15 protein-coding genes and 1 tRNA gene are annotated in these 13,539 nt (G+C 71.4%); 10 read left to right on the top strand and 6 right to left on the bottom strand.

Annotated features, from left to right (window positions below):
* Positions 1–84: 84 nt before the first annotated feature.
* Both ACIG87_RS09630 and ACIG87_RS09625 read left to right on the top strand, forming a co-directional pair.
* Positions 85–762, top strand: coding sequence for a PASTA domain-containing protein (locus tag ACIG87_RS09630; RefSeq protein WP_396849779.1), 678 nt, complete (start codon positions 85–87; stop codon positions 760–762).
* A gap of 169 nt (positions 763–931) precedes the next feature.
* Positions 932–1,591 carry a PASTA domain-containing protein gene (locus tag ACIG87_RS09625; RefSeq protein ID WP_396849777.1) on the top strand — a complete coding sequence of 220 codons (660 nt, stop codon included), beginning with the start codon at positions 932–934 and terminating at the stop codon, positions 1,589–1,591.
* Positions 1,592–1,599: 8 nt separating this feature from the next.
* On the opposite strand, the gene ACIG87_RS09620 is transcribed toward ACIG87_RS09625, so the two are convergent.
* Together ACIG87_RS09620 and ACIG87_RS09615 are read right to left on the bottom strand one after the other, a co-directional pair.
* Positions 1,600–2,163 (bottom strand): hypothetical protein, encoded by a 564-nt coding sequence (locus ACIG87_RS09620; protein ID WP_396849775.1) that lies wholly within the window; start codon positions 2,161–2,163, stop codon positions 1,600–1,602.
* 107 nt (positions 2,164–2,270) lie between these two features.
* The gene (locus ACIG87_RS09615) at positions 2,271–2,555 is read right to left on the bottom strand and encodes a hypothetical protein (RefSeq protein ID WP_396849774.1); all 285 of its coding nucleotides are present in this window, start codon (positions 2,553–2,555) and stop codon (positions 2,271–2,273) included.
* Positions 2,556–3,190: 635 nt separating this feature from the next.
* Here ACIG87_RS09615 and ACIG87_RS09610 point away from each other — a divergent pair.
* The 3 genes from ACIG87_RS09610 to ACIG87_RS09600 all read left to right on the top strand — a co-directional run bounded on the left by ACIG87_RS09610 (position 3,191) and on the right by ACIG87_RS09600 (position 4,816).
* The gene (locus ACIG87_RS09610; RefSeq protein WP_396849772.1) at positions 3,191–4,072 is read left to right on the top strand and encodes a helix-turn-helix domain-containing protein; all 882 of its coding nucleotides are present in this window, start codon (positions 3,191–3,193) and stop codon (positions 4,070–4,072) included.
* Complete coding sequence (locus tag ACIG87_RS09605) at positions 4,042–4,263, top strand: DUF397 domain-containing protein (RefSeq protein WP_396849770.1); 222 nt, start codon at positions 4,042–4,044, stop codon at positions 4,261–4,263. Before ACIG87_RS09610 ends, ACIG87_RS09605 begins: the two co-directional genes overlap by 31 nt.
* A gap of 151 nt (positions 4,264–4,414) precedes the next feature.
* Entirely contained in the window at positions 4,415–4,816 is a 402-nt protein-coding gene (locus ACIG87_RS09600; protein WP_396849768.1) for a hypothetical protein, read from the top strand.
* On the opposite strand, the gene ACIG87_RS09595 is transcribed toward ACIG87_RS09600, so the two are convergent.
* The 4 genes from ACIG87_RS09595 to ACIG87_RS09580 all read right to left on the bottom strand — a co-directional run bounded on the left by ACIG87_RS09595 (position 4,784) and on the right by ACIG87_RS09580 (position 7,588).
* Complete coding sequence (locus ACIG87_RS09595; protein WP_396849766.1) at positions 4,784–5,404, bottom strand: hypothetical protein; 621 nt, start codon at positions 5,402–5,404, stop codon at positions 4,784–4,786. The genes ACIG87_RS09600 and ACIG87_RS09595 overlap by 33 nt on opposite strands.
* A gap of 109 nt (positions 5,405–5,513) precedes the next feature.
* Positions 5,514–6,320: a WecB/TagA/CpsF family glycosyltransferase gene (locus ACIG87_RS09590; RefSeq protein ID WP_396849764.1), complete on the bottom strand. Its 807-nt coding sequence runs from the start codon at positions 6,318–6,320 to the stop codon at positions 5,514–5,516.
* Complete coding sequence (locus tag ACIG87_RS09585) at positions 6,317–7,390, bottom strand: NAD-dependent epimerase/dehydratase family protein (protein ID WP_396849762.1); 1,074 nt, start codon at positions 7,388–7,390, stop codon at positions 6,317–6,319. The genes ACIG87_RS09590 and ACIG87_RS09585 overlap by 4 nt, the downstream gene beginning before the upstream one ends.
* A gap of 112 nt (positions 7,391–7,502) precedes the next feature.
* Positions 7,503–7,588: transfer RNA gene (locus tag ACIG87_RS09580), tRNA-Leu, on the bottom strand.
* Positions 7,589–7,811: 223 nt separating this feature from the next.
* On the opposite strand from ACIG87_RS09580, the gene ACIG87_RS09575 reads away from it, so the two are divergent.
* From ACIG87_RS09575 to ACIG87_RS09555, 5 genes are read left to right on the top strand one after another with little or no spacing between them, the layout of a single operon-like run.
* Positions 7,812–8,603 (top strand): FhaA domain-containing protein, encoded by a 792-nt coding sequence (locus ACIG87_RS09575; RefSeq protein WP_396849760.1) that lies wholly within the window; start codon positions 7,812–7,814, stop codon positions 8,601–8,603.
* Positions 8,604–8,609: 6 nt separating this feature from the next.
* Positions 8,610–9,098 (top strand): FHA domain-containing protein, encoded by a 489-nt coding sequence (locus ACIG87_RS09570; RefSeq protein ID WP_088645730.1) that lies wholly within the window; start codon positions 8,610–8,612, stop codon positions 9,096–9,098.
* Entirely contained in the window at positions 9,095–10,516 is a 1,422-nt protein-coding gene (locus ACIG87_RS09565) for a PP2C family protein-serine/threonine phosphatase (protein ID WP_396849757.1), read from the top strand. The genes ACIG87_RS09570 and ACIG87_RS09565 overlap by 4 nt, the downstream gene beginning before the upstream one ends.
* Before the next feature lie 29 nt (positions 10,517–10,545).
* Positions 10,546–12,036, top strand: a complete 1,491-nt coding sequence (locus ACIG87_RS09560; RefSeq protein ID WP_396849755.1) for an FtsW/RodA/SpoVE family cell cycle protein — start codon at positions 10,546–10,548, stop codon at positions 12,034–12,036.
* Positions 12,033–13,538, top strand: a complete 1,506-nt coding sequence (locus ACIG87_RS09555; protein ID WP_396849754.1) for a peptidoglycan D,D-transpeptidase FtsI family protein — start codon at positions 12,033–12,035, stop codon at positions 13,536–13,538. The genes ACIG87_RS09560 and ACIG87_RS09555 overlap by 4 nt, the downstream gene beginning before the upstream one ends.
* Position 13,539 lies beyond the last annotated feature (1 nt).

Raw genomic sequence — 13,539 nt, 5'->3', positions numbered from 1 at the left:
GCGGCGAGTCGTGCGACCACCGGAGCACGCCCGGTGACCGGTGGGCAGCGGCCGGTACCGTCTCGGGGACGAGGCGGGAGCATCATGGACGACGAGTACACCGAACAGGACGCTGCGGAGCGTGACCGGCCGGGCCGGGGCACGCTGCTGCTCGGCGGCGCTCTGGCGACGGTCCTGCTGGCCGCCGTCGGTGGCACCGTCGGGTGGATGCTGGCCGATCCCGGCACTCCGGAGACCGGTACCACCCCGGAGGCGGCGGCCACCGGATCGGCCAGCCCGCCCGAAGCGTCGACCACTGCCCGGCCGACCACGGCGCGGACCACCACGCCACCCCCGCCCGCCGCCGGCACCGGCGGCCTGACCGTGCCCCGGCTGGTCGGCCTCGACTTCGAGAAGGCGCGGGACGAACTGCACGACCGGAAGCTCGGCTGGCGGCTGGTCTTCGGCACCGGCTCCGGCCGGACGGTGACCCGTACCGTGCCCGCCCAGGGCACCTCGGTCGGGCCGGGCACCACCGTGCGGGTCGAGGTCAGCGGGCCGGCCCCCGAGGTCGACGTGCCGGACCTGGTCGGCGAGGACTGCGGGGAGGTGGCCGACGAACTGGGCGACCTGGGGCTGTTCCCCCGCTATCCCGTCGGCAAGCGCGGCGAGGTCACCGCCCAGGTGCCCGCCGCCGACACGACCGCGCACTGGAACGACCAGGTCTCCATCTCCTGCGGTGACGGGGCGACGCCGAGTCCCGAGGTGACGCCCACGCCGTGACGGGCGGGTCGTCGCGCCGATCCCGGTGGATGACGACGCCGACCGTTACCTTGGTGAGCCGAGGGCCACGACCACCTGGTCGGCCGAGGGCCCGACTGCCTGGTCGGCAGAGGGCCACGAACGCGGTAGGCCGACGCCCGACGCCCGCCGGGTGGCGAGAGGACGTGCGATGAGCGACGACCGCCAGGAGCCACCCGCCGACGACGCGACCCGCCCGCTGCCCCGTCCACCCGACGACGCGACCCGGGCCGAACCGGCCGGGTCGCCGGTGTGGTCCGGTCGGGCCGGGGTGCCGCCGCCGCGTTCGGACCTCGGGGAGCCGGCCGAGTGGTACGGCGAGGAGCAGCGCGACCGGCGCTGGTGGACGCCCATCCTGTTGGGTGTCCTCGCGCTCCTGTTGCTCGGGCTCGTCGGGATGGGGATCTGGCTGGCGCTGCGGGCCGTGGATTCCCCGCCGGACGGGACACCGACCCCGCCGGCGACCGCAGTGCCGACCACGGCCACCGCCCCGACGGCCACCGCGCCGACCACACCGCCGACGACGCCACCGACCACGCCATCGACGACCGGCCCCGCCGGAGTTCCGGTGCCGCCGCTGGTCGGGCTCTCCCAGGAGGCCGCACAGACCTTGCTGGGTCGGTTCGGGTTGTCCTACCGGGTGCAGAAGCAGGAGTCGGACCAGCCGCCCGGCACCGTCCTGGCCACCGACCCGGAAAGGGGTGAGCTGGTGTCGCCGGGAGACGAGGTGACCCTGGTGGTGGCCGCCGAGGCGTCGGCCTCACCGACCGGGACCGTCACCTCCACCCCGACGGCCAGCCCCACCGGGTGACCGGGGGCTCACCACATCCGGCGTCTGGTGCCGACCAGGCCCAGCCCGGCCAGGGAGATGGCCAGACCGAGCAGACCGGAGTAGAAGAGGGACTGGGCAACGGTCTGTGGGTCGCCCGACGGGTGTCGGGGTCCGGCGAGCGCGGACGCACCACCACCGACGCCCGCCTGCGCGGTGTTCGGGTCGGCCGCCACGCCGTGGCCGTCGGTCGCCGCGTCCTGACCGGGGTCGGTCGCAGCGTCCTGACCGGGGTCGGTCGCAGCGTCCCGGCGGGGGTCGGCCGCCGTACCGGGGCCCGGGTCGGCCGGCGGGTCGTCCGCGGCGGCGGCACCCGCGCGGGCCTGGGCGGGGAGCGCCCGGTCGAGCTGCGTGGCGTCGACGGTCGGGGTGTCGCCCTGCCCGACCACGGTGATCTCGGGAGCCGGTACCGGCTCGGCGAGCCGGGTGGCCGACTCGGCCGGGTAGCGGGTGACCACCACGAGGGTGGTGACCACGCCGATCAGGGCCAGCAGCCCGAAGGCGCATCTGACACGTGACCTGTGGTGCCGCCGCGCGGCAGGCAGATTGACCATGGCCATCCCAGGTTCAGGGGCCGGAACGCGCGGGGTGGAGACGTTCGCCGGGGTGGGCGTACCGATTCTATGGCGGCGGTACGCCCACCGGCCGGGTTATCGCAGAGTCAGCCCACCGCGATCGGAGCGCGGTTGACCGGTCGCCGCGACCGTGCGGTGTGCTGGCGTGGTACGGGCGCGGCTCGGAGCTGGGTCAGCCCGGCCTGCTGGACGAAGATCGACCGACGGCTGACCGCGTCTCCCGACGCATTCAGCTGGTAGCCGTCGAGCCAGAGCCAGCCGTCGTAGGTCGGCCAGTCGAGCACCCGGATCACCCGGAAGGTGATCGGTTTGAGGAACTGCACACTGGCGGCACGAGTCACGTGCAGAACGTCACCGGAGCGGGGAAGCACATGGGCTCCTGGAGGGTATGGTCGGCGTCGCGGGCCGACCGGTGCGGAACGGGGGACGTCGTACGGGTCCGGCGACGGGGTTGTGCCTCGGGGCCGGTGCTCGATGTGGTGTTGGCCGGGCCGTACCCGCTGGTGGTGGACCGCCACCCGACCATCACCCGGCTGCTCACGGGTGTTACCGCTCCCACCGCCGCAGCCACCGGGCGTGCAGCGGTGGGGCCTTCAACCTGAGGCAGATCTCGATGACACAACTGGGCCGGGGCACCCATCCGCCCGGCCGATGCCGGGGCGATGATCACACCGGGAGATCGGCCGGAAACGGTGAGTGACTCGAACCATACGGACAGGGTGCATCAGCGTCGGGCTGGATGCAAGTTGCATGTCGATTTTTGCCGATACGTGAGTGCGACACGTGAACCGGGCGCTTGATCACGTCGACCCGGGGGCTGCACACTGGACGGCGGTTTCGCCCGACGCGGCCGGTCGACGACCGTATTTCACCCCTGCCGCGAACGATCGCCCGCCGTTCGTCGGTCGCGCCCCTGGCGGGTGTGGACGCGGGCGCGGATGACCGGAGGTAGCCCGGTGAACGCGAGGCACCAGCTTTTCCTGTCAGCGGCACCCGGGGCGACCCGATGAGCGAGCGGCGGAGCCCCACCATCCGGCGTCGTCGGCTCGGGGCCGAGCTGCGCCGGTTGCGTGACGGCGCCGGCATCACGATCGAAGCGGTCGCCGAGCAGTTGGAATGCTCCGCCTCCAAGGTGTCCCGGATCGAGACCGGTCACACCTCGGCGACCCCACGTGACGTGCGGGACATGCTCCGGATCTACGGGGTGGTGGGCACGGAGAGCGACGAACTGGTGCAGATCGCCCGCGAGGCGCGGCAGAAGGGGTGGTGGCACCCCTACAGCACGGTGCTCGTCGGGGCGTACGTGGGGTTCGAGGCGGCGGCCGGCACGATCCGCGCGTACGAGCAGCAGGTCGTCCCTGGTCTGCTGGGAACCGAGGAGTACGCCGGCGCGATGATCTGCGCGGCCCGTCCGGACCTGAGCGCCGACGAGGTGCAACAACGGGTGCGTGTCCGAATGGGCCGCCAGTCGTTGTTGACCCAGGACGATCCGGTCGATCTGTGGGTGGTGCTCGATGAGGCGGTGTTGAGTCGGCCGGTGGGCGGCGACGCGGTGATGCGTGGTCAGCTCAGGCGGCTGGTGGAGGTCTCCGAACTGCCGAACGTGACGTTGCAGGTCCTGCCCTTCGAGGTGGGGGCGCACGCCGGCATGGACGGGAACTTCACCATTCTCGGCTTTCCCGAAGCAGGTGATCCGGATGTCGTGTACGCGGAGAACGCCACGGGTGGGCTCTTCCTGGAGAAGAGCGACGAGCTGCAGAAGTACAAGTCCATCTTCGATCAGATTCGAGCAGCGGCCATGGAACCGGAGGAGTCCATCGCACACATCGCAAAACTGGCAGAGGAGCCGTTGTGGAAATGGCGACCAAGAGGTTCCCCGAGAACCTGACGCAGGCGACCTGGTTCAAGAGCTCGAAGAGCGGGCCGAACTGTGACAACTGCGTCGAGGTGGCGTACGTGATCGGGGCGGTCGGGGTACGGGACTCGAAGGACAAGACAGGTCCCGCCCTCGTCTTCGCCCCAGGGGAATGGAACGCCTTCGTCGCCGACGCTCGAGACGGCGCGTTCGGCCAGTACTGACCAACGCAGCGTGGCGTTGACCGCGGGCCGGTCGGGGACACTCCCCGGCCGGCCCGTCGCCACTTGCGTCCCGCGTCGTTGTACCCCTCGGTACGGCGTTGGTCCACGACCCGCCGCACGGAGCGGCAACCGAGCGAGGCAGGCGATACGGATGACGACGATCGGTTCAGACAACATCACCAACGGCCCGGGCAAGACCGAACGCTTCGGCGGCAAGTATCGCGGCGCGCGACGTGACACCGTGCTCACGGAGGTCGGCGCCGCCGACACCGAACTGGGCCGCGACGGTGTCACCGCACCCGAGCAGGCCGGGTCGCCGCTGTCGCTGCCCTCGCTCGACCCGAACCCGCTCACCGAGCCGTCGTTCCCGCCGGCCGGCTGGCCGACGGAGCCGCCCGAGTCGCTGGTCGACCACCCACTGCTGCGCGGCCTGCTGCTGGAGTTGCCACCCAAGGGCAGCGTCCCGCCGCCCGGTTGGCTCGACCGGTGGTTCGAGGCGACCCGGGCGATCCTGGAGCTGCTATACGTGCAGGGAGCCGGCCGCAGCCGGTGAGGCGGGCAGCCCGGCCAGCGCGGGGCTGGCGCTCGGCAGCGTCCGCTCGGCGAGCCGGTTGTGCCGCAGTCCGTGGCGTACCCCGATGGCGAGGACGGCCAACCCACCCACGGTGAGCGCGATCCCGGTGACCCCGTCGTCGACGCCGAGGTCCAGCCCGGCGGCGGAGAGCAGGCCCGGCACGGTGGCCAGCGCGGTCACCTGCACCGGCAGGCCGACCAGCGGGTGTCCGGCGGCGGCCCGCAGGCCGTACGGCGCGGGGGTGTCCGGCGCGGCGGCGAACGCGCCCGCGCCGGCCCGCAACCGGCGTACCCGGCGTACCGTGCAGGCCGCCACCGTGAGCGCCGGGACGGCCACCAGCGGAAGCTGGACGGCTGCCCGGTCGAACGGGGTGTTCCCGGCGCTGGTCAGGCCGGCGGCCAGCACCGTCGCGGTCAGGCCGAGGCCGGCGACGGAGAGGGCGAGCAGCCATCCGGTACGCCGTCGCAGGGCGCGCGCCCGGTCCAGCCGGGGCAGTCCGTCCGCCACGACGCCGGCGGCGAGCCAGACGGCGGCGATCGACAGCAGCACGATGAGATGGCCATCCATGGACACAGCCTTGCCCAGGACGGCGTCCGGCGAATCCGGGGCAGGCCCCTGTTCCACCCCGAAGCGCCCCGTAGGGGTGACCGTGCTCCGGGGTGGACGGAGTGGACGGTCAGACCGCGAAGGTGGCCGGCCGCTCGGTGGCCGGGGCCGGTGGCCGCGCCTTCCACAGGCCGGTCTTCTGGCCGGCGAGGCGGGTCAGGTAGGCCGGGTTGAGGATGACGTACCGCCGCCACAGCCGCTTCGGCTCCAGGCCGAGCCGCCAGAACCACTCCAGGCCGGCCCGCTGCATCCACGGGGGCGGCTGCTTGAGCAGACCGGCGTGGTAGTCGAAGGCCGCGCCGACGGCCATCAGCGGCATGTCCAGCAGGGGTCGCATCGCGTACGTGAAGATCTCCTGGCGGGGGCAGCCCAGGCCGACCAGGACGAGCCGGGCGCCGCTGGCCCGGATCCGGTCGGCGATCTCGACGTCCTCGCCGGGCCGCACCGCGCGGAACTTCGACGGCTCCACCCCGGCGATCTTCAGGTCCGGGAACATCCGCGCCAACGCCGGGAGCAGCTTCGCCAGCGTCTCCTCGGTCGAGCCGTACAGGTAGACCGGCAGACCCTCGGCGGCGAAACGGCGCAGCACGTGCAGGGTCAGCGTCGGGCCGTAGACCCGGTCCGACAGCCCGGCCTGGTGCAGCAGGTTGAGCGCCCAGCGCACCGGCTGCCCGTCCGGGGTGACCACGTCGAAGGAGTTGAGCCGGGCGTTGTGCGCCGGGTCGAGCACCCCGGTCATCACCCCGTGCACGGCCAGCGCGGTCAGCGCCAGCGGACGCCGCTGGTGGGCCGCCGCGACGACCTGCTCGGTCGCCGAGGCGTAGTCGGTGGCGTCGACCAGGACGCCGAGGACGTTCCGCTTGCCCTGTGCGGTCATGCTCCCGGCACCCACTTGTCGATGTTGGCCTGGTAGATCTCCCGCATGATCATCGGTACGTCGTAGACCTGCTTCCAGCCCGGGTAGTCGGCCTGGAACGCCTCGTTCGAGCCGATCCACCACTTGTGGTCGCCGATCCGGTTCGCGTCGACGTACTCGGTGATCATCTCCTGACCGGTGATCTGCTCGGCCAGCGCGAACGCCTCCCGGTTGGAGGTGTTGGAGTGCCGGCCGCCGCCCAGGTTGTAGACCGCCGCCGAGCGCGGGTCACGGAAGAACGCCTCGAACGCCGACACCACGTCCGAGCTGTGGATGGCGTCCCGGACCTGCTTGCCCTGGTAACCGAAGATCTTGTACGTGCGGCGTTCCATGTTGGCCCGCATCACGTACCCGAGGAAGCCGTGCAGTTCGGTCGCCGAGTGTGCCGGGCCGGTCAGCGTGCCGCCGCGGAAGCAGGCCGTGCGCATGTCGAAGTAGCGGCCGTACTCCTGCACCATCACGTCGGCGGCGACCTTGGAGGCCCCGAAGACCGAGTGCAGGCAGGCGTCGATCGACATGTCCTCGCGGATGCCCTGCTCGTACGGGTGCCCCGGGGTGATCTCCCACCGGGTCTCCTGCTCCACCAGCGGCAGGCTGTTGGGCCGGTCGCCGTAGACCTTGTTGGTCGAGCAGTGGATCAGCGGCGCCTCGATGCAGTGCTCCCGCACGTTCTGCAGGATGTTGAGGGTGCCGACGGCGTTGACGTCGAAGTCGGTGAACGGGTCGCGCACCGCCCAGTCGTGCGACGGCTGGGCAGCGGTGTGGATCACCACGGCGATGTCCCGGCCGTACCGGGCGAAGAGCTTCCCGAGCGTGTCCCGGTCGCGGATGTCGATGCTGTGGTGCGCGTACGCCGACCCCAGCTCGTCGGTCAGCCGCCGGACGTTCCACGCGGTCGAGGCTTCGGCGCCGAAGAACTCCTGCCGCATGTCGTTGTCGATGCCGACCACGTCCAGGCCGAGCCCGGCGAAGTGCCGGACCGCCTCGGAACCGATCAGACCGCCCGACCCGGTCACCAACGCGACACTCACACGACACTCCTGGTCAGTTAGGAGGCTGGAAAAAACCCTCGGAGCATAGCGTGACGTCCGGTACGCCCCGATACGAAGTGAGGGCCCCGCATCCTGCGGAGCCCTCGTCGACTGGTGGGGATGGGGGGAGTTGAACCCCCACGTCCTTTCGGACACACGGACCTGAACCGTGCGCGTCTGCCATTCCGCCACATCCCCGTGGCACGACCCTCGAACGTGATAGCTCGACCCCGCCGTCTCCGGCGGGCCCCGAACATCCTACCCGGTTCGGTGGTCTGGCCTCGACGGGTTACCGTTCTTGCGAGCGGTCACCCTTCGTGGCGGACGAAAGAGTAGCACGGTCCGCAGGGCCCCTCCGAACGGGCCGCCGCGCGGCGGCCGAGCGGCGCGCGAGCTGCATGCGCGCCGTCCAGATACCATCATGTCCTCGGAACCCGAGGAGGAGCCGGTGAGCGTGCTGCAACGCTTCGAGAAGCGTCTGGAAGGCCTGGTCGAAGGGGCCTTCGCCAAGGTCTTCAAAGGGGTGGTCCACCCCGTGGAGATCCTCAACGCCATGCAGCGGGAGGCCGAGGCGCACAAGGCCATCCTCGCTGGTGGCCGCACCCTGGTGCCGAACCGCTACGTGATCGATCTCTCCCCGTACGACCACAGTCGGTTGGCGCCGTACGCCGCCGCGCTGGCCCAGGAGCTGGCCCAGTCGCAGGCGGAGTTCATCGGCGAGCAGGCGTGGACGGTCTACGGCGACGTGATCGTCGAGGTCGAGCGCGGCGAGGGGTTGGACACCGGCATGTTCCGGGTCACCGCCGAGGTCTACACCGGCGGTGAGGTCGCTCCGGTGTCCTCGCCGGGCGGTTACGACCCCGGCCCGCCGGCCTACCCGGCGTACGACCAGGGCGGCGGCTACGGTCCCCCGCCGGGGCACGGTGGCGCCCGCAACGTCCGGCTGGTCTCCGGCGACGGCCGTACCTACCCGTTGCAGATGGGCTCGACCGTGATCGGCCGGGGCGACCAGGCCAACCTGCGCCTGCCGGACGTCGGCATCTCCCGCCGACACGCCCGGCTGGACTTCGACGGTGGCCAGGTCGTGTTGACCGATCTCGGGTCGACCAACGGCACCATGGTCAACGGTCAGCGGGTCTCGGCCGTCGCCCTCAACCCGGGCGACATGATCCAGCTGGGCACCACGACGCTGACCTTCCGCGTGGACGGCTGACCCGCCTTGCCGGAACTCGTCATCACCGTCGCCCGGTTCGGGTTCCTCATCCTGCTGTGGATCTTCGTGTTCACGGTGGTCGGTGTCATCCGTCGGGATCTCTTCGCGGGCGCCCGGTCGGGGCGGCTGGTGGCCGCGCCCCGCGCGGTCGGCGCGTCGACCCAGCAGCAGGCGGCGAAGCCGGCGAAGGTGAAGCGGGGTCGGGCGGCCCACCAGCTGGTGGTCACCGCCGGCCAACTCGCCGGCACCCGGATCACCCTCGGCGAAGCGCAGATCACCATCGGTCGGGCCGAGGACTCCACCCTCGTCATCACCGACGACTACGCCTCCGCCCGGCACGCCCGGCTGGTGCCCCGGGACGGACAGTGGTTCGTCGAGGATCTCGGCTCGACTAACGGCACGTACCTCGATCGCGCTAAGGTCACCGGACCAACCCCCGTCCCCCTCGGCGTGCCGATCCGTATCGGCCGCACCTCTCTCGAATTACGGCCATGACTCTGACCCTGCGCTATGCGGCCCACAGCGACCGCGGTCTGATCCGAGACGGAAACCAGGACTCCGTCTACGCCGGGCCGCGGCTTCTCGCCGTAGCCGACGGCATGGGCGGCATGGCCGCCGGTGACGTCGCCAGCAACATCGTCATCGGTGCCATGGCGCCGCTCGACGAGGACGTCCCGGGGGACGCGCTCGTCGACGCGCTGCGATCGGCCGTAGGCACCGCCAACCAGCAGCTCCGCGACACCGTGGACGCCAACCCGCAGCTGGAGGGGATGGGCACCACGCTCACCGCCACCCTCTTCTCGGGCAGCAAGCTCGGCATGGTCCACATCGGCGACTCGCGGGCCTACCTTCTGCGCAACGGTGAGTTCGCCCAGATCACCAAGGACGACACCTACGTTCAGATGCTCGTCGACGAGGGGCGGATCAGCGCGGAGGAGGCGAGCAGCCACCCCCAGCGCTCGCTGCTCACCCGCGCCCTCGACGGCCGGGACATCGACCCGGAATACAGCGTCCGTCAGGTGTTGCCCGGGGACCGCTACCTGATCTGTAGCGACGGCCTCTCCGGCGTGGTCAGCGCGGAGACCATCGGCGACAGCCTCCGGGAATACCGTGACCCGCAGCAGTGCGTCGAGCGGCTGGTGCAGCTCGCCCTGCGCGGCGGCGGCCCGGACAACATCACCGTGATCATCGCGGACGCCACCGACCAGGACATCGTCGAGGCGAGCCCGATCGTCGGCGGGGCCGCGGCCCGGGACCGGGGCATGGCCACCGCGGCCGACGACTCCACCCCGGCGGCCCGCGCGTCGGCGCTCTCCGCCCCGCGTCCACCCGCTCCGGAGGAACCGGCGGCCAACCGGGACGACGACCCGGACCGTCCCCGTCGGCCGCTGCGTACCGCGGCGATGCTGCTGGCGCTGCTGGTCATCCTCGGCGGTGGCCTCTTCGCCGGTTGGAGCTACACCCAGCGGCAGTACTACGTCGGAGCGACCGAAGGTGGGCAGCTCGCGGTCTTCCGCGGGGTTCCCGGCCAGGTCGCCGGCCTCGACCTGTCCAGCGTGCACTCGACCAGCCAGGCCAAGCTCGACGACCTCACCCTGGCCGCCCAGGAGCAGGTCAAGCAGGGCATCCAGGCCAAGAGTCGACCGGACGCGCTGCGCCGGCTGGCCGAGCTGACCAGCGACGACCCGGCCAACCCGAACCTGAAGCCGGTCTGCCCGCCCGCCCCGTCGCTCGTCGTCACCAGTTCCCCGACGACGCCGACGCCGACGACGAGTCCGGTGTCACCCAGCCCCAGCCCCACCGAGGTTCCGGGCACCACCGGCACTCCCACGCCGCCCACCACACCCGACGCCTCGGCCTCCGACGCGGTTCCGCCGGCCGGAGACCCGGCGGGCTGCCGGTCGCCCGAGTGACCGTCGGCTGAGAACCGAGGGACACCTCCTTGACCGCAGCGGCCACTCCGGCAGTCTCGCCCGCCACGACGGGCGAGCGGCCCGGCGTACGTCTGGCGCGGTCCCGGCGCAACGCCGAACTGTCGTTGTTGCTGCTGGCGATGGTGCTGGTGGCCGCGTACGGGGCGATCGTCGAGGCGAACCTGCTCGACACCGTCACCCGCGACTTCTGGATGCCGGCCGCCGCACTGGGGCTGGTCTTCCTCGGCATGCACCTGGTGATCCGCTGGCTGGCGCCGTTCGCCGATCCGGCCCTGCTGCCCGCGGTGGCCCTGCTCAACGGCATCGGGGTGGGCTTCCTGCGCCGGCTCGACCTCGGCAAGGCCGCCCCCGCCGACCGGGAGACGCTGGCCATCTTCGCCGGCACCGGTGGTCGCCAGCTGGCCTGGACGCTGGCCGCGGTGATCCTCGCCGCCGGTCTGCTGGTGCTGATGCGCGACCACCGCGCGGTCTCCCGGTACGCGTACACCCTGGGGCTGGCCGGCATCGTGCTGGTGATGATCCCGGCGGTGCTGCCCGGCCAGTTCTCCGAGATCAACGGTGCCAAGCTGTGGATCAGGGTCGGTGGCTTCAGCATCCAGCCCGGTGAGTTCGCCAAGCTGGCGCTGCTGGTCTTCTTCGCCTACTACCTGGTCCGTAAGCGCGAGGTGCTCTCGCTGGCCAGCCGCCGCATCCTCGGCATCGACTTCCCGCGCGGCCGGGACCTCGGCCCGGTGCTCGGGGTCTGGATGATCAGTCTGCTGGTCCTGGTCTTCGAGAAGGACCTCGGCACCTCGCTGCTCTACTTCGGCATGTTCGTGGTGACGCTCTACATCGCCACCGAACGGGTCAGTTGGCTGTTGATCGGTCTGGTCCTCTTCTTCGGCGGCGTCTACCTCGCGTACGTGCTCGGTGGCACCGTGGGCGGGCCGTTCGCCAACTTCTACACCCGCGCCGAGATCTGGCTGGACCCGTTCGCCGAACCGTACGACCGGGGTTACCAGCTGGTGCAGGGGCTGCTCGGCCTGGGCAGCGGTGGCCTGTTCGGGTCCGGGCCGGGCGCCGGGGAGCCGCTGGAGATCCCCGAGGTGCAGAACGACTTCATCTTCGCCGGCATCGGCGAGGAGATCGGCCTGTTCGGGCTGACCGCGCTGCTGGTGGTCTACCTGCTCATCGTCGAGCGGGGGCTGCGGGCCGGGCTGGCCGTGCGTGACTCGTTCGGCAAGCTGGTCGCCGGTGGCCTCGCCTTCACCCTCGGGCTCCAGGTCTTCGTGATCGTCGGCGGCATCAGCAAGCTCATCCCGCTGACCGGTCAGACCACCCCGTTCCTCTCCGCTGGTGGTTCGTCGCTGATGGCGAACTGGCTGCTCATCGCGGTGTTGCTGCGCATCTCCGACGCCGCCCGGCGGCCGGTGACGCAGGGCGGTGGTCCGGGGGCCCGGCCGGGCGGCGGTCCGCCGGAACAGCTACACGGTGCTCCCACGGAGGTGATCCGCCCGTGAACGCGCCCCTGCGCCGCGTCGGCGTCGTCGTCATGGTCCTGTTCGGGCTGCTCTTCGCCAACCTGAACTGGGTCCAGGCCTACAAGGCGGATGAATACCGCAACAGCGACTACAACGGCCGGGTCCAGGTGGCCGAGTACGAGCGTCGGCGGGGCAACATCGAGGCCGGCGGCACCGCCGTCGCCACCAGCAAGGAGACCGGCGGCAAGCTGAAGTTCCAGCGCAGCTACCCGGCCGGGGCGAAGTACGCGCACGTGCTCGGCTACAAGCCGGTCAACCTGGGCGACACCGGCATCGAGCGGCTGGAGAACGACTTCCTCGCCGGCACCAGCGACGCGCTGCTCGGCAACCGGATCAAGGACATGTTCACCGGGGACGAGAGCGGCGGCGGCAACGTGCTGCTGACCGTCTCGAAGCGGGCCCAGGACACCGCCTACGAGCAACTGCGCAACAACAACACCGGTGCGAAGCGGGGCGCGGCGATCGCCATCGACCCGCGGACCGGTGCGATCCAGGCGCTCGTCTCGATGCCCAGCTTCGACCCGAACCCGCTCGCCGACCACGACACCAACGTGGCGTCGGCGGCCTACAACAAGTACGAGCAGGACCCGGACGGCCCGTTGAAGAACCGCGCGCTGTCGGAGACCCTGCCACCCGGCTCCACCTTCAAGATCGTGGTGGCGGCCGCAGCCCTGGAGAACGGGGTCGGCCAGGACACCCAGATCCCGGCCGGGCCGAGCTGGACCCCGCCGACGTCGGGCGCGGAGATCCGCAACGCGCACTCGTCGATCTGCCCCGAGGCGCAGGTCACCCTGATCAACGCGGTCACCGAGTCGTGCAACACCGGCTTCGCCCAACTCGGCGTGCGGCTCGGCGCGGACACGGTGAAGGAGAAGGCCCGGCAGTTCGGCTTCGAGCAGGACGACCTCACCGTCGGCCAGCTCGGCGAGGGCGGCCTGCCGGTGGCCGCCAGCCGGACCGGCGACATGCAGAACCCCGACGGCAGCACCGACCCCGCCGCGCTGGCGCAGTCCTCCATCGGCCAGAACAACGTCCGGATGACCCCGTTGCAGGGTGCGCTGATCGCCGGCTCGGTCGCCAACAAGGGTCGACAGATGCGGCCGTACCTGGTCAAGCAGCTGCTCGGGCCGGACCGCACCACCAGCTACTACAACGCCCAGCCGCGTGAGCTGCGTCAGCCGGTCAGCGCCCAGGTCGCCGACGACCTGCGGGACATGATGGTCAGCGTGGTGAAGAACGGCACCGGCGAGTCGGCGCAGATCGCGGGGTACACCGTCGGCGGCAAGACCGGCACCGCGGAATCCGCGCCGGGTCGGCCCGACCACGGCTGGTTCATCGGCTTCGCGCTCGACAAGAACGGCAACGCCGTCTCCGCGGTCTGCGTGGAGCTGGAGCAGGCGGGCAGCGGCGGAAGCGGTGAGGCCGCCCGGATCGCTGGCAAGATCATGCAGGCGGCCATCGCCGATGCGGGGGGCCGCTGAC

This window comes from Micromonospora sp. NPDC051925 (assembly GCF_044548625.1).
Taxonomy (GTDB): Bacteria; Actinomycetota; Actinomycetes; order Mycobacteriales; family Micromonosporaceae; genus Micromonospora.
The sequence above is the reverse complement of the archived record's forward strand: the minus strand, read 5'-3'. Positions and strand labels throughout refer to the sequence as shown.

Coding starts and splice junctions, on each gene's coding strand:
- ACIG87_RS09595 (WP_396849766.1), bottom strand. CDS start 5,404: ATGGATGGCCATCTCATCGTGCTGCTGTCGATCGCCGCCGTCTGGCTC.
- ACIG87_RS09630 (WP_396849779.1), top strand. CDS start 85: ATGGACGACGAGTACACCGAACAGGACGCTGCGGAGCGTGACCGGCCG.
- ACIG87_RS09590 (WP_396849764.1), bottom strand. CDS start 6,320: ATGACCGCACAGGGCAAGCGGAACGTCCTCGGCGTCCTGGTCGACGCC.
- ACIG87_RS09600 (WP_396849768.1), top strand. CDS start 4,415: ATGACGACGATCGGTTCAGACAACATCACCAACGGCCCGGGCAAGACC.
- ACIG87_RS09620 (WP_396849775.1), bottom strand. CDS start 2,163: ATGGTCAATCTGCCTGCCGCGCGGCGGCACCACAGGTCACGTGTCAGA.
- ACIG87_RS09565 (WP_396849757.1), top strand. CDS start 9,095: ATGACTCTGACCCTGCGCTATGCGGCCCACAGCGACCGCGGTCTGATC.
- ACIG87_RS09610 (WP_396849772.1), top strand. CDS start 3,191: ATGAGCGAGCGGCGGAGCCCCACCATCCGGCGTCGTCGGCTCGGGGCC.
- ACIG87_RS09625 (WP_396849777.1), top strand. CDS start 932: ATGAGCGACGACCGCCAGGAGCCACCCGCCGACGACGCGACCCGCCCG.
- ACIG87_RS09575 (WP_396849760.1), top strand. CDS start 7,812: ATGTCCTCGGAACCCGAGGAGGAGCCGGTGAGCGTGCTGCAACGCTTC.
- ACIG87_RS09605 (WP_396849770.1), top strand. CDS start 4,042: ATGGCGACCAAGAGGTTCCCCGAGAACCTGACGCAGGCGACCTGGTTC.